At 68.6% G+C, this 21,542-nt stretch carries 23 protein-coding genes and 1 tRNA gene; 14 read left to right on the top strand and 10 right to left on the bottom strand.

Going from position 1 to position 21,542, the window contains the following annotated elements:
• The first annotated feature begins 48 nt into the window (after positions 1–48).
• The 4 genes from AC04ME_RS00210 to AC04ME_RS00195 all read left to right on the top strand — a co-directional run bounded on the left by AC04ME_RS00210 (position 49) and on the right by AC04ME_RS00195 (position 2,961).
• The gene (locus AC04ME_RS00210) at positions 49–876 is read left to right on the top strand and encodes a DUF4397 domain-containing protein (protein WP_056374722.1); all 828 of its coding nucleotides are present in this window, start codon (positions 49–51) and stop codon (positions 874–876) included.
• Between the two features lie 194 nt (positions 877–1,070).
• A complete protein-coding gene (locus AC04ME_RS00205; protein ID WP_475123252.1) occupies positions 1,071–1,565 on the top strand; it encodes a class F sortase in 495 nt (164 codons plus the stop codon).
• Positions 1,566–1,598: 33 nt separating this feature from the next.
• Positions 1,599–2,159, top strand: coding sequence for an RNA polymerase sigma factor (locus tag AC04ME_RS00200; RefSeq protein ID WP_156145854.1), 561 nt, complete (start codon positions 1,599–1,601; stop codon positions 2,157–2,159).
• Entirely contained in the window at positions 2,143–2,961 is an 819-nt protein-coding gene (locus AC04ME_RS00195) for an anti-sigma factor (protein WP_475432985.1), read from the top strand. The genes AC04ME_RS00200 and AC04ME_RS00195 overlap by 17 nt, the downstream gene beginning before the upstream one ends.
• A 30-nt stretch (positions 2,962–2,991) precedes the next feature.
• Here the strand turns inward: AC04ME_RS00195 and AC04ME_RS00190 are convergent, their stop codons facing one another.
• Entirely contained in the window at positions 2,992–3,612 is a 621-nt protein-coding gene (locus tag AC04ME_RS00190) for a TetR/AcrR family transcriptional regulator (protein ID WP_235558870.1), read from the bottom strand.
• 95 nt (positions 3,613–3,707) lie between these two features.
• Here AC04ME_RS00190 and AC04ME_RS00185 point away from each other — a divergent pair, with 95 nt between their 5' ends.
• Positions 3,708–4,334: a hypothetical protein gene (locus tag AC04ME_RS00185; protein ID WP_475123250.1), complete on the top strand. Its 627-nt coding sequence runs from the start codon at positions 3,708–3,710 to the stop codon at positions 4,332–4,334.
• 54 nt (positions 4,335–4,388) lie between these two features.
• Here the strand turns inward: AC04ME_RS00185 and AC04ME_RS00180 are convergent, their stop codons facing one another.
• The 3 genes from AC04ME_RS00180 to AC04ME_RS00170 form a co-directional block, all read right to left on the bottom strand.
• Positions 4,389–5,312, bottom strand: a complete 924-nt coding sequence (locus tag AC04ME_RS00180) for a DUF1295 domain-containing protein (protein WP_475432983.1) — start codon at positions 5,310–5,312, stop codon at positions 4,389–4,391.
• A gap of 17 nt (positions 5,313–5,329) precedes the next feature.
• Positions 5,330–7,159: an AMP-dependent synthetase/ligase gene (locus AC04ME_RS00175; protein WP_311877905.1), complete on the bottom strand. Its 1,830-nt coding sequence runs from the start codon at positions 7,157–7,159 to the stop codon at positions 5,330–5,332.
• A 152-nt stretch (positions 7,160–7,311) separates the two neighbouring features.
• Complete coding sequence (locus AC04ME_RS00170; protein WP_052492815.1) at positions 7,312–7,827, bottom strand: TetR/AcrR family transcriptional regulator; 516 nt, start codon at positions 7,825–7,827, stop codon at positions 7,312–7,314.
• A gap of 126 nt (positions 7,828–7,953) precedes the next feature.
• On the opposite strand from AC04ME_RS00170, the gene AC04ME_RS00165 reads away from it, so the two are divergent.
• Entirely contained in the window at positions 7,954–9,093 is a 1,140-nt protein-coding gene (locus AC04ME_RS00165) for a zinc-binding alcohol dehydrogenase family protein (RefSeq protein ID WP_475432981.1), read from the top strand.
• A gap of 60 nt (positions 9,094–9,153) precedes the next feature.
• Here the strand turns inward: AC04ME_RS00165 and AC04ME_RS00160 are convergent.
• Positions 9,154–9,227 (bottom strand) — tRNA-Gly (locus AC04ME_RS00160).
• A 93-nt stretch (positions 9,228–9,320) separates the two neighbouring features.
• Here AC04ME_RS00160 and dcd point away from each other — a divergent pair.
• The 3 genes from dcd to AC04ME_RS00145 are packed head-to-tail and all read left to right on the top strand — an operon-like array spanning position 9,321 to position 10,606.
• Positions 9,321–9,926, top strand: coding sequence for a dCTP deaminase (gene dcd / locus AC04ME_RS00155; protein WP_042536862.1), 606 nt, complete (start codon positions 9,321–9,323; stop codon positions 9,924–9,926).
• Position 9,927: 1 nt separating this feature from the next.
• Positions 9,928–10,398: a hypothetical protein gene (locus AC04ME_RS00150; protein ID WP_042536861.1), complete on the top strand. Its 471-nt coding sequence runs from the start codon at positions 9,928–9,930 to the stop codon at positions 10,396–10,398.
• Positions 10,391–10,606 (top strand): DUF2283 domain-containing protein, encoded by a 216-nt coding sequence (locus tag AC04ME_RS00145; RefSeq protein WP_042536860.1) that lies wholly within the window; start codon positions 10,391–10,393, stop codon positions 10,604–10,606. Before AC04ME_RS00150 ends, AC04ME_RS00145 begins: the two co-directional genes overlap by 8 nt.
• Positions 10,607–10,623: 17 nt before the next feature.
• Here the strand turns inward: AC04ME_RS00145 and AC04ME_RS00140 are convergent, their stop codons facing one another.
• Positions 10,624–11,058 carry a DUF6069 family protein gene (locus tag AC04ME_RS00140; RefSeq protein ID WP_079113745.1) on the bottom strand — a complete coding sequence of 145 codons (435 nt, stop codon included), beginning with the start codon at positions 11,056–11,058 and terminating at the stop codon, positions 10,624–10,626.
• Between the two features lie 87 nt (positions 11,059–11,145).
• Between AC04ME_RS00140 and AC04ME_RS00135 the strand changes: the two genes are divergently transcribed.
• A complete protein-coding gene (locus AC04ME_RS00135) occupies positions 11,146–11,730 on the top strand; it encodes a TetR/AcrR family transcriptional regulator (RefSeq protein WP_079113744.1) in 585 nt (194 codons plus the stop codon).
• 91 nt (positions 11,731–11,821) lie between these two features.
• On the opposite strand, the gene AC04ME_RS00130 is transcribed toward AC04ME_RS00135, so the two are convergent.
• Positions 11,822–12,661, bottom strand: coding sequence for a MarR family winged helix-turn-helix transcriptional regulator (locus AC04ME_RS00130; RefSeq protein ID WP_042536857.1), 840 nt, complete (start codon positions 12,659–12,661; stop codon positions 11,822–11,824).
• Between the two features lie 105 nt (positions 12,662–12,766).
• Between AC04ME_RS00130 and AC04ME_RS00125 the strand changes: the two genes are divergently transcribed.
• Complete coding sequence (locus AC04ME_RS00125; protein WP_269430294.1) at positions 12,767–13,372, top strand: MarR family winged helix-turn-helix transcriptional regulator; 606 nt, start codon at positions 12,767–12,769, stop codon at positions 13,370–13,372.
• A gap of 170 nt (positions 13,373–13,542) precedes the next feature.
• Positions 13,543–14,979, top strand: a complete 1,437-nt coding sequence (locus AC04ME_RS00120) for an HNH endonuclease signature motif containing protein (protein WP_475432978.1) — start codon at positions 13,543–13,545, stop codon at positions 14,977–14,979.
• Between the two features lie 22 nt (positions 14,980–15,001).
• Here the strand turns inward: AC04ME_RS00120 and AC04ME_RS00115 are convergent, their stop codons facing one another.
• Genes AC04ME_RS00115 through AC04ME_RS00105 form a run of 3 tightly spaced genes read right to left on the bottom strand, consistent with a single transcriptional unit; the run spans position 15,002 to position 18,313 of the window.
• Positions 15,002–15,922 carry a cation diffusion facilitator family transporter gene (locus AC04ME_RS00115; protein ID WP_042536854.1) on the bottom strand — a complete coding sequence of 307 codons (921 nt, stop codon included), beginning with the start codon at positions 15,920–15,922 and terminating at the stop codon, positions 15,002–15,004.
• Positions 15,923–15,949: 27 nt separating this feature from the next.
• On the bottom strand, positions 15,950–17,362 hold the full coding sequence (locus AC04ME_RS00110; protein WP_042536853.1) for an MFS transporter: 1,413 nt from the start codon (positions 17,360–17,362) through the stop codon (positions 15,950–15,952).
• Positions 17,363–17,413: 51 nt separating this feature from the next.
• The gene (locus AC04ME_RS00105; protein ID WP_042536852.1) at positions 17,414–18,313 is read right to left on the bottom strand and encodes an Lrp/AsnC family transcriptional regulator; all 900 of its coding nucleotides are present in this window, start codon (positions 18,311–18,313) and stop codon (positions 17,414–17,416) included.
• A 221-nt stretch (positions 18,314–18,534) separates the two neighbouring features.
• Here AC04ME_RS00105 and AC04ME_RS00100 point away from each other — a divergent pair, with 221 nt between their 5' ends.
• Together AC04ME_RS00100 and AC04ME_RS00095 are read left to right on the top strand one after the other, a co-directional pair.
• Positions 18,535–19,857 (top strand): MFS transporter, encoded by a 1,323-nt coding sequence (locus AC04ME_RS00100; protein ID WP_042536851.1) that lies wholly within the window; start codon positions 18,535–18,537, stop codon positions 19,855–19,857.
• Positions 19,854–21,542 carry an amidohydrolase gene (locus AC04ME_RS00095; RefSeq protein ID WP_042536850.1) on the top strand — a complete coding sequence of 563 codons (1,689 nt, stop codon included), beginning with the start codon at positions 19,854–19,856 and terminating at the stop codon, positions 21,540–21,542. Before AC04ME_RS00100 ends, AC04ME_RS00095 begins: the two co-directional genes overlap by 4 nt.

Raw genomic sequence — 21,542 nt, 5'->3', positions numbered from 1 at the left:
AACTCCTATGAAGGGCCGCACAGGGCGGTCCGGGTACAGGAGGAACAGATGCGCAAGACAGTCGCCGCCGGCCTCGCCGTCGGAATGATCACCGCTCTCGGCCTGGCATTGCCGGCCGGCGCCGCCACCACCCAGGCGGCTCAGCTCTCCGTGTTGCACGCGATCCCCGACACCCCGGTCGACGTGTACGTCAACGGCGAGCTGACCCTCGACGACTTCGCCCCCGGCGACCTGGCCGGTCCGCTCGAGCTGCCGGCCGGCTCGTATGAGGTCGCCCTCACCGCTCCCGATGCCGCAGACGCGAGCGCTCCCATCCTCGGACCCGCGACGATCGCTCTCGACGCGGGCGGGAACTACACCGCCGTGGCCCACCTGACCGAAGCGGGCGAACCCGGCCTCAACCTGTTCACGAACGACATCTCGCAGACGGCACCCGGCCAGGGCAGGCTGACGGTGCGTCACACGGCCGCGGCACCCGCGGTCGACATCCTCGCCGGCGGCTCGCCCGTGATCGAGAACCTCACGAACCCGAACGAGGCGAAGCTCGACCTGCCCGCGGGAACCGTGTCGGCCGCCGTGGCACTCACGGGCACGACCGACCCGGTCATCGGCCCCGCGGACGTCGCGATCGAAGAGGGCGTCAACACGATCGTCTATGCCTGGGGCAGTGCCGAAGACGGCAACCTCGCGATCGCCGCGCAGACGATCTCGGGACTGCACTCGAACCCCGACGGAGTGCCCTCGGGCACCGCGGGCTACCTCGCCCAGCAGGACGCATCGGTGACCACGCTTCTCTCGGCGGGTCTCGTCGCCCTCGCGATCTCGGCCGCCGTGGGTGCGGGTCTGATCGTCCGTCGTCGCCAGACGGTGCGCTGATGCTCCGAGGCACGCCGCGAGAAGCCGGTCTGCGCCGCGTCATCCTGACGCTGGGCGCCCTGGTCACTGCGGCGTGCCTCGTGGCGTGCGCACCGGGAGGGGCGGGCGCGGAACTCCCTCCTTCCTCGGAGTCGCCCCCCACGACTCCACCGCCCGTCCCTCCCACTTCACCCCCCACCCCCACCCCCACCCCCATGAGAGACGTCGAGGTGCGGCCGGGTGCTCTCCCCACCCCGGAGGCATCCGTCGCTCCCGTGAGTCTGGCCATCCCGTCGCTCGCCATCGACATGCCGGTGACGGACGTCGGGGTGGCCGACACCGGACAGATGGAGCTGCCGACCGACCCGGCCGTCGCCGGGTGGTACCGATACGGGGCGGATGCCACGAGCACGAGCGGCCGGATTCTGATCGCAGCGCACGTCGACGCGGTCGACTATCCGATCGGACCGCTCGCTCGCCTGCGGGACGTGCCCGCAGGCGAGGCCGTCCGTCTCACCGCGGCAGACGGCACGAGTCGCGAGTTCGTGGTCCAATCCCTGACCTACTACGAGAAGACCTCGCTCCCCACGGCTGAGCTCTTCGAGCGCGGCGGGCCCTCCGCCCTGGTTCTCGTGACGTGCGGCGGCCCCTTCGACAGCCAGACCGGCCACTACCGCGATAACGTGGTGGCTGTGGCGGTCCCGCGATGAGGCGGGGTGATCACCATGGAGAGGAGACTCCGGGTGGATGAGACCACCGACGCCGAGGCAGCGCTCGATCGACGTTTCGTCGCGGGCGACGAGCAGGCCCTCGCGGAGCTCTACCGACGCTGGTCGCCGGTCGTCTTCACCCTTGCGCTTCGTTCGCTCGGCGACCGGGGGGACGCCGAGGACGTCACACAGCGCACGTTCGTGTCGGCCTGGAACTCGCGCGCCGGATACGACTCGTCGAAGGCGCGCTTGTCGACCTGGCTGATCGCCATCGCGCGGCGTCGGATCGCCGACACGTTCGAGGCGCGGGCCAAGGTGCAGCAGCTGCAGGCCGAGATGGAGCGCCTCACTCCGCCGGACGCACTCGTCTCGGAGTCGATCGATCTGTCTGAGACGCTGCTGCTCTCGAGCGAGCTGCAGCAGCTCGCACCCGACGCGCAGGCGGTCATGCGACTGGCCTTCTACGATGACCTGACCCACGAAGAGATCTCACGCAGAATGGGGATGCCGCTCGGCACCGTGAAGAGCCATATCCGCCGAAGCCTTGCCCGAATGCGCGACCGATTGGAGGTGAACCATGTCACATCTCGATGACGAGAAGATCGCCCTGATCGCGATGGGTGAGCCGGTCGGCTCCGATGCAGACATGCAGCACCTTGTCGAATGCGAGTCCTGCGCGGCAGAGGTCGCCGAGATGTCCCGGGTGGCGCTCGTGGCGCGATCCAGCGTCGTCGAGGGCGACCTGGAAGCCCCGCCGGCAGACGTGTGGTCGCGGATCCATGGCGAGCTCGGTTTGACCGAGGCGGTCGCTGCCGATCCCGCGTCCATCGCTGGCGAGCTCGAACCCCCGCCGGGGCCCGAGCACGAGCCGGGGCCCGAGCTCGAGCCGGATTCGGAGCCGGCTGCTGCGGATGCCGGGCATCCGCGTCAGCGTGCTCGCGTGCGCTCGCGTCGTCGCTCCTCGGCATCCGTCTGGATCCTCGCCGCGTCGATGGCGCTCGTCGTCGCGATCGGCGCCGGTGTCTGGATCGCCCGTGCGCTGACGCCCTCGTCTGCCGTGATCGCCTCGGCCGAGCTCGCGGCGTTCCCCGATCACCCCGATGCGGTCGGGCAGGCGGAGGTCGACGACGACGGCGACGGCCGGCGCACGCTCACGGTGACGCTCGAAGGCGATGAGCTCGCAGACGGTGACTACCGCGAGGTGTGGCTGATCCGCGAAGACGGGCAGGCGCTGATCAGCCTCGGCGTGCTCGACGACGCGTCGGGCACCTTCCGTGTGCCCGACGGCGTCGACCTCGACGAGTACCGCCTGGTCGACATCTCCTTCGAACCGGTGGACGGCGATCCGGCGCACTCGGGAGATTCGATCGTGCGGGGAGAGCTCGACTTCGCCTGAAGGACGTCGTCTCGTGCGAGTGCGAGCGGATCAGTCCGCAGCAGGTGAGGTCGCGCCGGCGAATACGGCATCGACGGCCAGGGTGAGCGTGTTCGTCTCGGCTTCGAGGATCGACTCGTCCGACGGGAGCGCCCTCTCGAGCGCGAGGCCGGCGAGCACCGTGTTGAGGAACCGCGCGCGCCGCGCATCGTCGCCCGGTGGCAGCGAGCCGTCCCGACCGAGCACCGAGAGCCAGTGCTCGACTCGGCGTTGCCCCATGCGCTCGTTCGCAAGATAGGCGTCCCGGAGCTCGTCCGTGAGCTCGGGTTCGATGAAGGTCTGATGGAGCAGCGTCGCGGCGCGTCTGGCCTGTTCGCCGACGCCGGAGGGCGCCAGCACCTGGCGCAGGCAGGCGAGGAGCCGTTCGCGGGGTGAGAGTGCCTCGTCATGGATGGGGTCGTCGGGTGCGATGACCTCGTAGACGATGCGCAGCACCTCGTCGAGCAGCTCGCGCTGGGTGGGGAAGTGGAATCGCAAGGAGCCGGTGCTCACGCCTGTGCGCGCTGCGACCGCGCGCACACTGAGCTTCCCGCCGGGATTCTCGCCGAACATCGTCAGGGCCGTATGCAGGATGCGATCCCGGGTGTGCATGGTGCTCGGATCGACCGTCATTCTCTCATTCTCCCTCACGCACGCTGACACGGTGTGTTAGCGTGGTCGGCGTCACTCACTAACACGCCGTGTTAGTGCATCGAAAGGACACCAGAGTGAATCTCGTTCGAAAGCCGTTTCGGATCATCCGTGCCAATCTGCGCGTCTACCTCCTCCTCAACGCCCTCGCTTACGGCACGTTCGTGATCGGCTTCATCGTCGGCCTGCTCTTCCCCGACCTCGTCGCCGGGCGGGCGCAGGCCATGGAGGACGACGGCACGGCGGCACTGATCACCTCGTTGCTCAGCAGCCCCTGGCTTTTCGCGCTGACCATCCTGGCCGTGAACACGCTTCGGCTCGGTGCACTGACGATCCTGCTGCCATCACTCGTGGTGCCCTTCCTCGGGCTCGCGACCTTCGCGATCTGGTCGGTGACCACCGGCGTGACCCTTGTTCCCGCCACGCCGGAGGGCTGGGTCGCGCTGATCCCGCACTCGCTCACCCTGGTGATCGAGCTTCAGGCGTACATTCTGCTGCTGCTCGGGGCATTCCTCCTGGGCAAGTACTGGCTGCGGCCGCAGACGATCCAGGCGACGACTCGGCGGCGGGGATACGTCCGCGGGCTCCAGCACATCGGCTGGCTCAGCCTGCCGGCACTCGCGCTGCTCGTGATCGGTGCGGTGTACGAGGCCTTCTCGCTTCTGTACTTCGTGTACCCGCTGCAGCAGTGGCTGCTCGGCTAGCGCGAGGTCAGGCGGCGACGCAGCGGCACCGAGTGCTACTGCACGTGGGGCCCTCTACGCAGCACGCTCCCGCACGGCAGGCCGGGTGAGGCGCGGGATCAACGAGGGCGTGCTCTCGCGGTACTCGACGTAGTCGGCGCGGTCGCCCCACTTCTTCTCGGCGCGCGCTTCGAGCAGTGGGATGCCGCTCACGCGGGTGAGCAGCAGGATCACGAACAGCGGCGACAGGATCGCGACCCACTGCCACCCCGCGAGCACGGGTGCGGCGGTCAGGAACACGCCCACCCAGATGACGATCTCGCCGAAGTAGTTCGGGTGCCGCGAGCGCGACCACAGGCCGGTGCGGATGAACTCGTCCTTGTTCTTCGGGTCGGCGCGGAACGCCGACTTCTGCGCGTCGGCGACGATCTCGATGGTCATGCCGAGCAGCCACACGACGATGCCCACGACGGTCAGCCATCCGATGGGCGCTCGTGCCGCAGCATCCGTGCCGATCGCGATCCATGCCGCCGCCGCCGTGATCGACACCCACGCACCCTGGATCACCCACACCTGCAGGAAGCGCACGGGCGAGCCCTTGATCTCGTCGAAGCGGCCGTCGGATCCGGCCTTGTGCACGCGCATCGCGAGGAAGGATCCGAGGCGGGCGGCCCACAGGATCACCATCGCCGCGAGGATCCAGCTGCGCGCATCGGGCATAGGCGTCACCAGCACGAGAGTGACCGAGATGGCAAGGAAGGTGAGGCTGCCGGTGAGGTCGAAGAACCGCTCGGTGCGCAGGATCATCGCCGGGATGAACGCGATGACCTGGATGGCGAATGCCGCGGCGACGGCGAGGGCGAACAGCGGGATGCCGCCGATCGCCGCACCGCCCTGGCTCCCGGCGAGTGCGACGAGGGCTCCGATGACGAGCGCGACGATGATCGCGATGAGAGACGATCGCGAAGACTTGGGGGTGGAGGAGGTGGGGGAGGACATCGTTCTCTTTCTGCTTCTCAGAGGTACAGGTCTTCGACGGTGACGGCGGCGCGATCCAGCACGACGCTCCGCTTGAGCTTCATGGTCGGTGTGACCAGCGCGCGGTCGTCGAGGTCGGCGAAGACGACGCTGAACCGGCGCACCTGCTCGCTGCGGGCCACGAGTGCGTTGGCGGCGTCGACGGCATTCTGCAGGCGAGCGCGCAGGGTCGGGTCGGTCACGGCGCGGAGGTCGGCCTCGGCGATCGGAGGGATGCTGACGCCTTCGGATGCCGCCCAGGCCACGGTCTGCTCGGGGTCGAGCACGAGAAGCGCCGAGAGATACGGCTTGCCCTCGCCCACCATCACCGCGTGCGAGACGAGCGGATCCGCCTCGACCGCGCTCTCCCACCGCGTCGGCACCACCGTCTTGCCGTTCGAGGTCACGATCACGTCTTTGAGTCGGCCTTCGAGGAAGAGCCGGCCCTGGTCGTCGAGCCGCCCGAGGTCGCCGGTGCGGAAGAAGCCGTCGACGAAGGCACCCTCGTCGTGGGCCGGGTTGCGGTACCCGCCGAAGACGCCGATGCCGTTGGCGAGCACCTCGCCGTCGTCGCTGATGCGCACGGTGAGCCCTGGCAGCGGCGAGCCGACGCTGCCGGAGGCGATGCGACCGGGCAGGTTGCCGGTGAGCGGCGCCGTCGTCTCGGTGAGACCGTAGCCCTCGATGACGGGAACGCCGATGCCGCGGAAGAAGAGCGAGAGCTCGGCGTCGAGCGCGGCTCCACCCGACAGGATGTATCCGACGCGCCCGCCCATCACGGTGCGGAGGCGGCGGTAGAAGAGAGCGTCGAAGAAGCGGTGCCGCAGGCTGAGCCCGAGGTCTTTCGGGAGACGGCGGCCGGCGTCGATCCGTTCGGCGCGGTGGCCCCAGGCGATGGCCGTCGACCGGGCCTTCGCCCACACCGCCGAGAGCTTCTTCTCGGCGGCTTTGTCGGCCGCGGCGGCCTGGATCTTCTGCAGCACCCGCGGAACGACGACCAGGAATGTCGGGCGCAGAGTGTCGAGGGTCGCGACGACCGTCGAGGGATCGGAGAGGTGCGCGATGCGCATGCCGCTGGCCAGGCAGATCAGCTGCAGCCCGCGCGCCAGCACGTGGGCGAGGGGCAGGAAGATGACGGTGTTGCCCTGCTCGTTCACGATCTCGCGATACGCGGCGGCGATGTTGAGGACCTGCCCGAGGAAGTTCCGGTGCGTGAGCACGACGCCCTTGGGCTCGCCCGTGGTGCCCGAGGTGTAGACGATCGTCGCGGGGTCGTCCTGCGAGGCCGAGGTCCTGCGAGCCTCGAGTTCGTCGTCGGCGACGTCGACGCCCCGCGCGACCAGGTCGGAGAGCGTGCCGGATGCTGCGGCATCCATCGTCCAGGCGCCGAGAGTGTTCCGTCCGGTCTGCGTGAGCGCCGCCCGCAGAAGCACCGCGTGCTCAGTGGTGCCGCCGATCGCCAGGCGCACGCCGGCATCGGCGACGATGGCATTGACCTGCGACGGCGATGACGTCTCGTAGATCGGCACGACGACGGCGCCGGCGAACCAGGAGGCGAGGTCGGCGACGGCCCATTCGTAGCGCGTCGGCGCCATGATCGCGATGGGGTCGCCGGCCCGCACGCCCTGGGCGATGAAGCCCTTCGCCAGAGCGCGCACCTGGGTGAGGAACTCCCGAGTCGTGATCGGGCGCCACGGGCCTCGAGCATCCGCGCCTTTGACCTCGAAGGCGACGTGATCGGGAGCTGCGGCTGCGCGTGCGACCAGCAGGTCGGTGACGTTGCGATACCCGTCGAGGTCGGCGAGCGGCGGGGTCGACGATTCGATCATCGGAACTCCTCTCGGGCGCGCGAGAACGGGCCCATCTGCTCCTGTTCGGAGCCCGCGAGGAATCGGATGGGGAAAGGCACTGCTGCTGTCTCGGCCAGTCGGCGTCTCGGCACTCTCCCGTCGGTGTCCAGCCGAATGCGATGGGGGCGATGTCACCCGTTGATCCATCCCTGCATGTCGGTCCACACCGCAGTCAGGGCATCCTCGAGTGAGAGATCGGAGGGGCCCTCCAGCCATCGGTCCATCGCGAGGTCGAAACACGTCACGGCGAGGGCGGCCAGGGTATGTGCGTGCTCAGGGGCGATGCCGCGCTGGTTCAGTGACCGTTCGATGGCGCGCGCGAGGTAGTGACTGCGCAGAAGATCGCGTTCGTGCAGCGCGGGTTCGCTGCGGATGATGCTGCGTCGACGTCCGATCTGCTCCCGCCACTCCTGGAGGCCTCGGCATGCTGCCGCGAGGCCTGCGCGCACGGTGGCCGTCCCGCCGCGTTCCTGCGGGATGGACTCCATGAAGTCGCTCACCGCTTGGGGGAACTCGCGATCTCGGAGGAACAGGACATCCCGTTTGTCGGAGAAGTGGCGGAAGAACGTCCGCGTGGTCAGTCCCGCCGCCTCGGCGATCTGGGGAACCGTGGTTCCCGAGTACCCCTGGTCGGTGAACAGGTTCATCGCTGCAGCTTCCAACCGCAGTGCAGCATCCGGTGACCATCGAGGCATACAGCAATGATGACACGAACTGTCGTAAGCTCGATCGTGATGACACGAGATGTCATCGGATACGGAGAGCAGAGGAAAATGAGCGACAACACTGCGGCGTGGATCGATTCCGCCTATGCGGACCTGACGATTCGAGATGCCCCGATGCCGAAGCCGGGGGCGGGGCAGCTCTTGCTCGAGGTGCATGCGGTGGCGGTGAATCCGCTCGATGCGATCATCCAGTCCAACGGCACTGTCATGTACGGATGGTTGCGCTACCCGGTGATCCTCGGGGAGGACGTCGCGGGCGTGGTCGTCGAGACCGGAGCGGGCGTGGACGACTTCGCCGTCGGAGACCGCGTCGTGGCGTATGCGATGGGCTTGGAGAAGGGGCGGGATGCCGTCTCCGAGAGCGGCTTCCAGACCTACGTCGCGGTCGACGCGAGCCTGGCCGCCGCTCTGCCGGCCACCACCGCTTTCGAGGATGCCGCCGTCCTGCCGCTGGCGGTGTCCACAGCGGCGGCCGGCCTGTTCGAGAAGGAGCAGCTGGGACTGGACTACTCCCGTCTCGGAGACGCGGCGCATCGCGATGAGGTCGTCGTGATCTGGGGCGGCGCGACAGCCGTCGGAGGCAATGCGATCCAACTCGCCCGAGCGGCCGGTTATCGCGTCATCACGACGGCCTCTGCGAAGAACCACGACCGGATGAGGCGGCTGGGCGCAGAAGCCGCCTTCGACTATCGCGACCCGAAAGCGGCGAATCGCATCGTCGAAGCCGTCGGCGGTTCCGCCGTGGCGGGGATCCTCGCCGTCGCGGTGGGATCGGCCGAACCCTGTCTGAGGATCGCCCGCGCCACCGGTGCCACGCGGATCGCGATGGCGAGCCCTCCCGTCTCGTTCTACGAACAACCCCGGCGTGGCGGTCTCTCCCTCGCCCGCATCCGCCTCTTCCTGAAGCTCGGAACGAAGACCGCCCTCCTGCAGGTGCGCAGTCGCGCTCGCGGCATCAGGGCATCATTCATCTGGGGGAGCGCCATCGCCACGTCTCCCGTGGGTCCGGCCGTCTGGGGCGGGTATCTCCCTGCCGCTCTCGCTTCGGGCAGCCACCACCTCTACCCGGAGGCCCACATCGCAGGACACGGGCTTTCGGCCATCCAAGAAGCCATCGACACCCTTCGCCTTGGCGTATCGGCACGGAAACTCGTCATCACCCTCGACCACCCACCGACGAATCCGTGATGGATCTACGAGGAGGTGCCGGAGTGCGTCGCGGGAACAGCGAGCGGGGCGTCACATATATGGAGGGGCTGACGGGAATCGAACCCGCGCTATCTGCTTGGGAAGCAGAAGTTCTGCCATTGAACTACAGCCCCGTACCCGCATCCGAGGAGCGGGTGAACGCAAGCCTACCCGCACGATCCGTCATGGCCAAAGTGTCGGCCGCGTGTGGTGACTAGGCTGGGGCCGTGCTTCTCAGCGACCGCGACATCAGAGCAGAACTCGCCTCCGGCCACATCGGTCTCGACCCGCACGAGCCGGAGATGATCCAGCCGTCGAGCATCGACGTGCGCCTCGACCGCTACTTCCGTCTCTTCGACAACCACAAGTACCCGTTCATCGACCCGTCGGTCGATCAGCCGGAGCTGACTCGGCTGATCGAGGTCGACCCCGACGAGCCGTTCATCCTGCACCCCGGTGAGTTCGCGCTCGGCGCGACGTTCGAGCAGGTCTCGCTGGCCGATGACATCGCTGCCCGCCTCGAGGGCAAATCGTCACTCGGTCGCCTGGGGCTGATCACGCACTCGACCGCGGGCTTCATCGACCCCGGCTTCACGGGGCACGTGACGCTCGAGCTCGCGAATGTCGCGACGCTGCCGATCAAGCTGTGGCCGGGCATGAAGATCGGACAGTTGTGCTTCTTCCGGCTGACCTCTCCGGCTGAGAATCCGTACGGCTCCGGTCCGTACGGCAACCGCTACCAGGGACAGCGCGGGCCCACGGCATCCCGCTCGTTCCAGAACTTCCACAAGACCGACGTCGGAACGACCGACGTCGGAGCCGTAGGGGGCTGACATGAGCGGTGACAGCAGAGATCCGTACATCCCGTCGGAGGACGCTGTCGTTCCGCCGCCGCCGGCCGAGATCCCGATCCCCGACGGTCTGATCCCGCCGCCTCCGTCGGAGTCTGCGATTCCGGATGCGGTCATTCCGCCGCCTCCGTCGGAGTCTGCGATTCCGGATGCGGTGATCCCGCCGCCTCCCCCGGAGGCGATGCTTCCGTCGACGCGCCGATCGCGGCCGAAGCCGGCGATCCTCACCGGCGACCAGCCTGCACCGGTCGCGGAGGACTGGGCGCAGCCGTCCGTCGCGCCCGAGGCGCCGACATCAGGCGGATACGGCGCGCTGACTTTCGTGATCTTCGCGTTCCTCATCGTCTTGCTCGTGGCAGCGATCGCCGGGGCCGTCTATCTCGGCACGAACGTGTCGTTCGCGCTGGCGACTGGCGAGCCTGCGACGGTCGACGGGTCGCTGTGGCATGGGTGATCTGAGATACGACCCCGAGGTCGATGCCGCCTATGTGACTCTGGGTGCTCCGATCGCCGACGGCGAGGTTGCACGAACCGTTCCGGTCGACCTGCCGGACGGCGTCTCGGGTGAGCTGTTCCTCGATTTCGACGAGGACGGCCATCTGCTCGGCATCGAACTCCTCGGTGCCTCTCGGTTGCTCCGTCCGGAGGGCCGCGCCGTCTGACATGCAGCGGGTTCCCGTCAGCTCAACCGCGACGCCCACATGTACGCGGGCACTGCCACGGCGACGACCACGAGGTGCATGACCATCAGCGCGATGACGGCGCTCACTGTCGTCCCGGGGATGAAGCGCAGGGCGAGCAGCAGAACGTCGGGGACGAACGACGCCACGGTCACGATCGGCACGACCATGGTGAGAGTGCGGCGGGGGTCGCGCGCGTGGCGGCGCACGAGCGACCATCCGATCCACCCGGCGACGACGCCCACGGTGGTGAACAGGCTGAAGGCGGGGAACGTCAGCGGGCCGTAGGTCGTCGGCGCGCCGGCGGCAACGGCGATGAGGGCGACCATGGAGTTCGCCGCGATCGCGATGACGACGGCGGCGGCGAGTATGAGGGCGCGACGCAACCGTGAACCGGTGGCGTGCCGATCCCCGCGGGCGGTGGTGGTGACCATGACGACTCCTTCGCTGATCTCTTTCCGGTACTGACCAGTACCGGATATAACGGTACTGCTCGATACCGGAACATACAATGGGGTGCGATGAGCGAAGACGAATCGAATCGGCGCGCAGGGCGTCCCCGCGACCCCGGCGTCGAGGGGGCGATCCTCGACGCGGTTCAGGAGCTCCTCATCGAGAACGGCTATGCCGGCACGACGATCGGCGCGGTCGCTGATCGTGCGCGCTGCGGACGGTCCGCCATCTACCGTCGCTGGGAGAACAAGGCCGAACTCGTCGTGGCGGCTGTCCGGGCGCTGCAGGTGACCGCCGCGGTTCCGGACACCGGAACGCTCCGCGGTGATCTCATCGCCGCGGCTATGCACTTCGCCCAGGCGGATGAACGGACGGCGGGCGTGCTCGCCAGCATCCTGAGCGAGATCGGCCGCGACGACGAGTTGCGCGACGTCGCCTATCGAGTGGTCGGGGGACCGCCCGTCGCAGCGCTCGGCGCGGTGATAGAGCGGTGGATCGAGCGGGGCGAGGTCCGGGCGGACGCTCCGGTCGCGCTCGTCGCGGGTCTCGTGCCGACCGCCGCGTTCGGCAGCATCAGTCTGCGCCGGCGTGCGCTCGAACCGGATGCGGTGGTGCAGCTGGTGGACGAAGTCGTCCTTCCCGCTCTCCGGTAGGAGGTGGCCCCATTCCCGGTGAACGGCGAACGCCCCGTTCGCCGGAGCGAGCGGGGCGTTCTGTGGATCAGGTGCCTGCTGACGGATGCCCTCAGGCGTCGCGACCGCGGGAGAACCCGGCGTCGAAGCCGCGCTCATAGGCGTGCTGCGCCGCTCGGGCGCCGCGGTGCTCGCCGTGGCGGGGCCCTTCGTGCCTGCCGTGCTCGTGCCCGCCGTGCTCGTGCCCGGCGCCAGCGCGACCGTGGTGCGCGCGATCGTACGCGTCCGCGAAGCGGTCGTGCCCCGGGTGCCCGCGGTGTCCGCAGTCGTGGCCGCTGAGCTCGGCATCCGCTCCGTGCTCGTGCTCGTGCTCGTGCTCGGAGTCGAATCCGGGTGCGAAGCCGCGACCGCGTCCGAACGGGTGTCCGTGGCGACGGCCGAAGCCACGTCCGGGATGGCCGGGGCCGAACCCGTGCTCGGGCGCGAAGCCGCGACCGAAGCTGCGGGCTCCGAAGCCGTGACGACGACCGCGCCCACGGGGGAGCGGAGTATCTTCGTCCCAGCCGAACGCACGGGCGATCTGCTCGAGCGAGCTCATCGTGGTCTCGAGGTCTTCGGGGCTCACGGCGTCCGTGACCTTGGCGCGGATGCCGTCGACGATGCCGCCGAGGCGCTCCTTGGCCGCACGGCCATCGTCGGTCAGCGTCCAGCCGTCGCCGTCGGCGACGACCCAGCCACGCTCGACGAGGGCATGCAGCTTGTGGGCGTTCAGGGGGCGACGGGCGGGCGCGGTGCCATCGATGACGTTGAGGATCCGCCAGTCGCGGCGGCTGGCGTGCTCGCCCTCGAATGCGGAGTCGAACTCGGCCGCCATCAGGCGGTCGACGGCCTTCAGCCAGTAGCCGAAGGGGCGGTGGGTGCTGTCTGTGTTCTGAGTGTCAGAGGTGTTCATGAGTGGAATCCTTAGATGTCATGGGGCATGTGCTTGTCACTATGCATGTATATGTAGTGTGACATGCAGTAACGATCCATGTCAAGTCGCATGTAAAATCGAATCGTGAGCTCCGCTGAGAATGACCCCGCCGAGGCCATAGCCCGCGCCCTGTCGCGTCTGCGCGGACGACGTCCTGGCGAGCGCGGGCGTGGCCCGCGAGGCATGGGCGGGCCGCACGGGTGGCACGGCGGGCCGCACTCCGACCACGCGGACCATGACGACCACGCAGGCCATTCCGACCGTTCGGGCCATTCCGACCAGGGGCATCGCGCGCACGGGCGCCCTGGGCACCCGGGCATGCCGCCCTGGATGAACGACCCGTCCGGACGCTTCGGCGGACCGGCTCGCATGCGGATGCTCGAGGCGCTCGCCGCGGCGTCGGCCGCGCTCAGCGTCAGTGACCTCGGTGCGGCGATCGGCGTCGACCAGCCCCGAGCATCGAGGCTCGTGCAGCAGGGGGTCGCACACGGCTTCGTGCGCCGTGAGGCCGACCCCGACGATGCGCGGCGCACCCGGATCGCGCTGACCGACGAGGGTCGGAAGATCGCCCGTGGGATGCGGGGCGAACGGCGAGAGGCCCTGGGGAAGGCGCTCGCGGCCTTCACTGATGACGAGCGCGACCAGCTCGCGACGCTGCTGAACAAGCTCGCCGACAACTGGGAGAGCTGAGCCCGCACGTGACGTGCGCTATCGGCCGGCGATGCCGATCGCCGGTGTTCCATGATCGCTGACCGGTGTTCCGGAACGCTCATCCGGTGTTCCGGAATATGCTTCTGATCTGGTCGAAAAGTGCTCGATTCTGCGGTCTGAATGTCGGTGACCCCGAGTTGGATGGAGTCATGTCATCCCGCACTCGCGCCCTCCTCGATCAGGTCGTCGCCGACCTCGATCGGGTGCTGTCCGATGACGCGCTCGCCGGATTGTCCGACGCAGAACGGGTGGAGGTGCTGAAGGCGGCGGGCGCAGCGTTCCGTCGGGTCGAGGCCGTGGTGGTCGAGACGATCGCGACGGGGGATGCGGTGGAGTTCCCGCATTCCACCGGATGCCGCACGCAGAGCGAACTGCTGCAGCGCACGCTGCTGACAGACCTGCGCGGGGCGACGCGCGTCGGGAAGGTCGTCGATCTGGTGCGGCGGAGGGTGAACCTGGTCTCCGGTGACCGCATGCCTGCACGGTGGCCGGCGCTGCGAGAGGCGATGCTCGACGGTGCGATCGGAGTCGCCGGGATGCTCGCCGCAACCGAGCCGATCGAGAAGGTGTCATATCGCATCAGCGCCGTTGACCGGCTCGATGCCGACGAGTGCCTCGCCCGTGCGGCGAGGGGCGTCAGGCCCGACCCGCAGGCCGGCCCCGGCGCAGAGGTGCAGGGCCCGGCCCCGACGCTCGACGAGCTGAAGCTCCTTGCAGAGACGTTGGTCTCGCTGCTCGACCCCGACGGAGACGAGCCCGGCGATGAGCCTGCCCGCCGCCGGGGGATAACCCTCGGGCGGGTACGCGACGGACTGCGGTCGATCAAGGGATACCTGACGCCCGAGGTCGCGGCCCAGCTCGAGCTGATCCTCGATGCGGTGAACAACCCCAAGGGCGACGGGCCGCCGATGCCGGGCGTGGCGTTCACCCCCACCGATTCGGGCGCGGCCGACGACGACGATCCGTACAACTCTGATCCGCGTGCCGTCATCGATGACCGCACGGCGGCGCAGAAGCGGCACGACGCATTCGCCGTCGCCCTGGCGATCGCCGCCCGACACCGAGACATGCCCACTCTCGGCGGAGCGTCCCCGACTCTGGTCGTGACGGTGGATGCGAAGGACCTCGAGAACGGCACTGGGCGCGCGAGCGTCAGCGGTGCGTGGGGACAGCTGCCCGCGAGTGTCGCCTCGCACGTCGGATGCTCGGGGACGATACAGCGGGTCCTTCTCGACGAGGGTCGGATCATCGGGATCACCACGACGGATCGGGTGTTCTCCGTGCACCAACGCCGCGCGATCATCGCGCGCGACAGGGAATGTCTCATCCCGGGGTGTCACGTGTCGGCGTCGTGGTGTGAGATCCACCACGTCACCGAGCACGCCAGGGGTGGGCCGACGCATACGGACAACGGTGTGCCGTTGTGCTGGTGGCACCACCGAAGTCTGGGCACGTCCGGGTGGGAGATCCGGATGAACGACGGCATTCCGCAAGTGCGGGGACCGGCATGGTGGGACCCGGCACAGCGATGGCGCACCCCGCGGCTCAGTCTTCCGGAAGAGTCGGCCCTTGCTCCCGCCGGATGATTCGGCGTCCAGGGTGAGAGGTTCAGGAGACCTCGCCGAACTCCAGCGACTTCTCGTCGTCGACCGACAGCGACAGCACCACGGTCTCGACGACCGGATGCGCCTCGATCTGCTGTTCGATCACGCGCAGGCTCCGGGCCACATCGTGTTCACGGGCGTCTCCGGTCAGATCGACCTCGGCCACGATGAAGAGTCGGTTCGGGCCCACGTACTCGATGTGCAGATAGGTGAGCCGCTGGATCTGCGGCGACGAGAGCAGTGCGCGCCCGACGCGATCGCGCAATGCGGGCGACGCGTTCGAGCCCACGAGAAAGGCGATGTTGCGGCCGATGAGGATGATCGCGACCACCCCGAGCAGCACGCCGACGAGGATCGACCCCACGGCATCCCACGCGGCGACTCCGGTGATCTGGTGCATCGCGATCGCACCGGCCGCGATCACCAGCCCGATCAGGGCTGCCATGTCCTCGAAGAACACCGCCCGCAGCGTCGTGTCGCTGGTCTTGAGCACATAGTCCCAGGTCGACGATCCGCGCTCGCGCGCCAACCGTCGCGACTTCACCATCGCCTGCGTGAACGACGCACCCTCGAGCACGAAGGCGATGCCGAGCACGGTGTACGCCACCCCGGGGCTCTCTACGGGGCCTGTCTCGGCGAGTTCCTGCACGCCGTGCATGATCGACACGATCGACCCCGCGGTGAAGATCCCGAACGCCGCGATCAACGACCACACGAACGCCGCACGTCCGTAGCCGAGCGGATGCCGCTCATCCTTCACCCTCGCGCCCCGGCGGTCGGCGATGAGCAGGAACACCTCGTTGCCGGCATCCGCCCACGAATGCGCCGCCTCGGCGACCATCGACGCCGAAGACGTGATCACCGCAGCGATCGTCTTGGCGATCGCGACGAGGATGTTGGCGAGAAAAGCGATGATGACCGTCACGCGGTCAGGCTACTCCCGCACCGCCCCTCAGCCGCGCTGCGTCGCCTTCACCGGCAGCAGCAGCAGGAACCCGGCGATCAGCACCAGCACGATGCCCAGGATGCCGTACGACGTCGAGCCCGAAAGCACGATCAGCAGAGTCCAGGCGCCCGATGCCATCCAGCTCGCCGCCCGCCCGGTCGTCGCATACAGGCCGAAGATCTCTCCCTCGCGCCCGGCAGGCGTGATGCGGGCGAGGAACGACCGCGACGCCGCCTGGGCGGGGCCGACGAAGGCGCAGAGCACCAGACCGCCGATCCAGAAGACGACCGTTCCGGCGTCCACCAGGAAGAACACCGCGAGGCCTGCGACCACCATGGCGGCGAGCGAGACGAGGATGATCCGCTTCGGGCCGAAGCGGTCGTCGTAGCGCCCGGCGATGATCGTCGAGACGCCCGCGATGAGGTTCGCGGCGATGCCGAAGATCACGAGGTCGAGGAAGCCGAAGTCGAACACCTGGCTGGCGATGACGGCGCCGAAGGCGAAGACGCCGCCGAGCCCGTCGCGGAACACGGCGCTCGACAGCAGGAACCAGAACGTCTGACGAGTGTCGGGGTTGCGGTACAGGCCGACGACGTCCTTCACCAGCAGGCCGTAGGAGGCGAAGAAGCCGACCTTGCGTTCGGGGCGTCCGAGCGACGGCTCCGGCACGTTGAGGAAGATCGGGATCGAGAAGACGATCGCCCAGAGCGCACAGGCGACCGCGATGATGCGGAACGGCAGTCCCGCGTCATCCGGCAGGCCGAACCAGTCGAAGACGTAGAAGACGACGACGAGCACCAGTGCGAGGATGCCGCCGATGTAGCCGAAGCCCCAGCCGAGGCCCGAGATGCGCCCGACGGTCTTCGGGTTCGCGATGCCGATCAGCATGGCGTTCGAGTTGACCGCGGCGATCTCGCCGAAGACGGACCCTGCCGAGATCAACGCGACGCCGAGCCAGAACAGCGTCGGCGTCGGTTCGACGAACCACAGCCCGAGCATGCAGGCGACGAGCGCCCCGGTGCCGATCCCGAGCCAGAGCTTCTGGCGCCCCGCGGCATCCGCGCGCTGACCCAGCACCGGTGCGATCAGGAGGATCGCGATCCCGGCGATCGTCGACCCGAGGCCCAGACCCGAGGCGAGGTCCGCCTCGGCTGCCTCTCGGATCGGGTCCTTCGCGTCGAGGCCGGCGATCTCCGCCGGAAGGAACGCCTCGGTCGTGAGATACAGCGCCGTGAAGATGAAGGTGAGGATGACGGTGTTGAAGGGCTGCGTCGCCCAGTCCCACAGCGCCCACGAGTAGACCTGCTTCTTCGGTGCGGGGGTCTCGCCGCGCAGGTCGAGGCCGATCACGCCGACCGCGCCGCTGTTCGCCGTCGCGGCGGGCTCGGGCACCGCGCCGCTCTGCGGGGATTCGCTCATGATCGCAGTCTGACGGCGCGCGGTGAACGGACGGTGACGGCGCGCCGCACGTCAGGGGTGGGGCATCGGCTCGCGCAGCGTCCGCGCGTAGTCCTCTTTGAGCACGGCCAGGTGCAGCCACGCCTCGATGCGGGTGACGCCGGCCAGCGACCTCAGCCGCTCGAGACTCGCGTACAGCGCCCCCGCAGACGGCTCGACCAGCGTGGCCACCGCGTCGAAGCGCCCGAGGGTGCGGGCGGCGAAGTCGATCCCTCGCCCGGTCTTCAGCTCCTCGATCACCGCCTCGTCATCGTGGTTGAGATTGAGGCCGACGCCCATCGACAGCTGTCGGTGCGCGAGACCCCTGGCCTCGACAGCGCTGATCTTGATCACCCCGCCGTCGATCAGTCGCTGCACCCGGGTCGCGACAGCCGAGGGGGAGAGACGCACGGCCTCGCCGAGTGCACGGAAGCTCATGCGTCCGTCGGACTGCAGCCGTTCGATGAGGTCTTCATCGACTGTGTCGAGCGTGACGTCACCGTGGTACTCCGAGACGAAGAAGCCCTTCACGACGGTCGAGTAGATGATCGTGTTGATGTCGAGCACGCCGTCGATCGCGCGGATCTGCGCCAGCAGGTCGTGCAGATCCGCCATGGTGCCCAGGCGCACCTCGGTGACGAGGTCGTGGGCGCCGCCGACCGCCGAGACGAGCACGGTCTCGCTCATGTCGCGCAGGTGCTCGGCGACGATCTCCACGGCCCCATCGGTGCGGATCGACACGTGCGCGAGCACGTGCTGCCCGAGGAACACCGGATCCACCGCGGCGACGACGCGCACGGTGCGATCGTCGAGCATCGTGCGCAGTCGGGCGGCGACCGCGGCTCTCGACTGTCCGAGGCGCAGCGACAGCGAGCGGATGCTGGCGCGACCGTCTTCCTGAAGAGCGCGGATCAGTTCGGCGTCGAAATCCATGGATCACCCATATTCGTCAGTTTCCCGCGAACGCGCCGCCGCAGGTGCATAACTGCAGTGTAAGAGCCGTTGCGGCGGTTGGGTAGGCGAATAGTGCGTGATCCAGCGAGCACAACATCAGTGAATCAGGCTTCACACTGGAGTTCTGACCTTGTCCTCGCGTCCACACGTCCGTAGCATCCTTCGCTATCCGACATCTTCCGCAAAGGAGCGGGCCACACATGACTTCCACCCACAGCAAGGCGCGGCGCGCAGGCTTCGCCGCCTTCGTCGGCACCACCATCGAGTGGTACGACTTCTACGTCTACGCGACCGCTGCCGCCCTCGTCTTCGGTCCGCTGTTCTTCCCGAGCGGCGACCGGCTCGCCGAGACCGCAGCGGCCTTCGCGACGTTCGCCGTCGCGTTCCTCGTCCGCCCGCTCGGCGGCATCATCTTCGGCCACATCGGCGACAAGCTCGGCCGGCGCACGTCGCTCGTCATCACGCTGCTGCTCATGGGCGCGGCGACCGTGCTCGTGGGCTGCCTGCCCACGTATGAGAACATCGGCATCCTCGCTCCGATCCTCCTGATCCTGCTCCGTGCCGTCCAGGGCCTCGCGGTCGGCGGCGAATGGGGCGGCGCCGTGCTGATGAGCGTCGAGCACGCCCCCGAGAAGTCGAAGACCTTCTACGGCGGCTTCACCCAGCTCGGCAACCCGGCCGGCGCCCTGCTGGCCTCGGGCATCTTCGCGATCATGTCGCGCGTCGGCGACGACTTCATCATCAACGGCGGCTGGCGCATCCCGTTCCTGCTGTCGATCGTGCTGGTCGGCGTCGGGTTCTGGGTGCGCTACCGCGTCGAGGAGACCCCGGTTTTCGAGACGAAGATCGAGGGGCGCAAGCAGTCGATGCCCCTGGCCTACGCGTTGCGCACCAACTGGCGTCCGATCCTGCTCGGCATCGGCATCCTGCCCATCTCGACCGGCGGCTACTACCTTGCGACGACCTTCGCCACGGCCTATGCGACGGGCGACCCGATCGCGATCGACGAGCGCGTGATCCTCGACGCGATGACGATCGCCTCCTTCGTCGAGTTCGTCGTGACTCTGCCGGTCGCCTGGCTGGGCGACAAGTGGGGCCGCAAGAACGTGATGTACATCGGTCTGATCACTTCGGTGCTCACCTTCGTCCCGTTCCTGCTGATCCTCCCCGGACGCGTCGAGCCGCTGATCTTCCTCTTCGCCTCGCTGGTGCGCATCGCGATGAGCGCGACCTACGCCCCGATCGCCGCCCTGCTCGCCCAGATGTTCCGTCCGCAGTCCCGGTACACGTCGATCGCGCTGTCCTACGGCGTGGGTGCCGCGATCTGGGCAGGATTCTCGCCCTGGTTCGCGACGCAGCTCATCGCCTGGACAGGCAACATCTGGTCGGTCCTCGCGATGTTCACCGGCATGGCTGTGATCGCCGGCATCTGCACGAAGCTCGCCCCGCAGCACTCGGATGAGGCCCCGGTCACGGCATCCTTCACCGCCCGCACCGACACGACCGCGAACAGGCTGCCATGAGAAAGCTCACTCCCTTCGACCGCTCCGCCCAGACGATCCCGCAGCTGTTCACGGCTCGCGTGATCCGGACGGTGGATGCGGATGCCACGACGGCGACCGCCATGCTCACCGATCGCGGCCGGATCCTCGCGATCGGCACCCCGGCCGAGTGCCGGGCCGCGGCGGAGCGCGCGGGGCTCGCACCCGACCACGTCGACCTCGGTGACGCGGTGATCGTGCCCGGTTTCGTCGATGCGCACGCCCACCCGCTGATGTTCGGGCAGCTGATGACGTGGGTCGACTGCGGACCCGAGAAGGCCGAGAGCATCCCCGAGATCGTGGCGCTGCTGAAGGCGGCGGCGGTGGACGCACCCGCCGGACGCCCGGTGCGCGGCTACGGCTACGAGCAGCGCAACCTCGCCGAGAAGCGGCATCCCACCCGCTTCGAGCTCGACGAGGTCGCCGCCGACCGAGAGGTCTACCTGATGAACGCCTCGGGCCACGGCGGCGTCGTCAACTCGTACACGCTCACCAAGAACGGCGTCGACCGTGACACGCCGAATCCCGACGGCGGCGAGTTCTTCCGCGACGCCGACGGCGAGCTGACGGGCGAGCTCTCGGATGCCGCGTGCAACATCCTCACCGGCGTGCACGGGGTGAAGATCGGCCACCACGGACCGAACTTCCACCTCGCCGACGAGCCGGAGGAGCACCTGCGTCAGCTGGATGCCGCCACGCAGCGGTTCCTCGCCGGGGGAGTCACCTCGATCGGCGACTGTCAGGTCACCCGACGCGAGTTCGACATGTATCTGCGTCTCGCCGAGGCCGGCCGCCTCGAGCTGCGGGTGTCGATGTACCTGCTGTCGCACCTGCTCGACGAGGCGCTCGAGATGGGTCTCGTGGGGCAGTTCGGCAACGCCCACCTCAGCTTCGCCGGCATCAAGCTCTACGCCGACGGCACGCTCGGCGGCTGGACGGCGTACTTCCCCGACGGGTACGTCGGAGACCCCTGCCGCACCGGTCAGCTGTATCACGAGCCCGCCGAATACGCGGCGCTGATCAGCCGGGCGCACGCGGCGGGCCTGCAGACGGCGACACACGCGCAGTCGCCGACGGCGATCGAGATGGTCGTGTCGGCGATCGAGGCGGCGCTCGCCGAGCGGCCCGACTCCGATGCGCGGCACCGCATCGAGCACTGCGGTCTGCCGACGCCCGAGCAGATCGACCGGATGGCGGCCTCCGGCATCCGCCCGGTCAACCAGACCCAGCACTACTTCAACTGGGGCGAGGGCGTCGAAGAGGCGATCGGCACTCCGGGCGAGCGCTTCAACCCCCTCGGCGAGTTCGAGAGGGCGGGGGTGCCGTTCACGATCTCGTCGGATGCTCCGGTGGCCGAGCCCATCCCGCTCGAGGCGATCCAGACGGCCGTCACCCGCGTGACCCGTCGGGGGCACAAGCTCGGGCCAGACGATCTGCGGGTCTCCGCCCTCTCGGCTCTGCGCGCGCACACGATCGAAGGCGCCGTGTCGATCGGCCGCGAAGACGACCTCGGCTCGCTCGAGGTCGGCAAGTACGCCGACTTCGTCGTGCTCTCCGACGACCCGCTGGCCGTCGACGCCGAGGAGATCTCGTCCATCGCCGTGCGCGAGACGTGGGTCGACGGCACACGCCGTCACGTCGGCGCCGCAGTCATGGTCTCGGCATGA

It is taken from the genome of Microbacterium sp. LjRoot205 (assembly GCF_056175745.1).
Note: the sequence above shows the minus strand (reverse complement) of the source record. Positions and strands in the feature narration are given on the sequence as shown.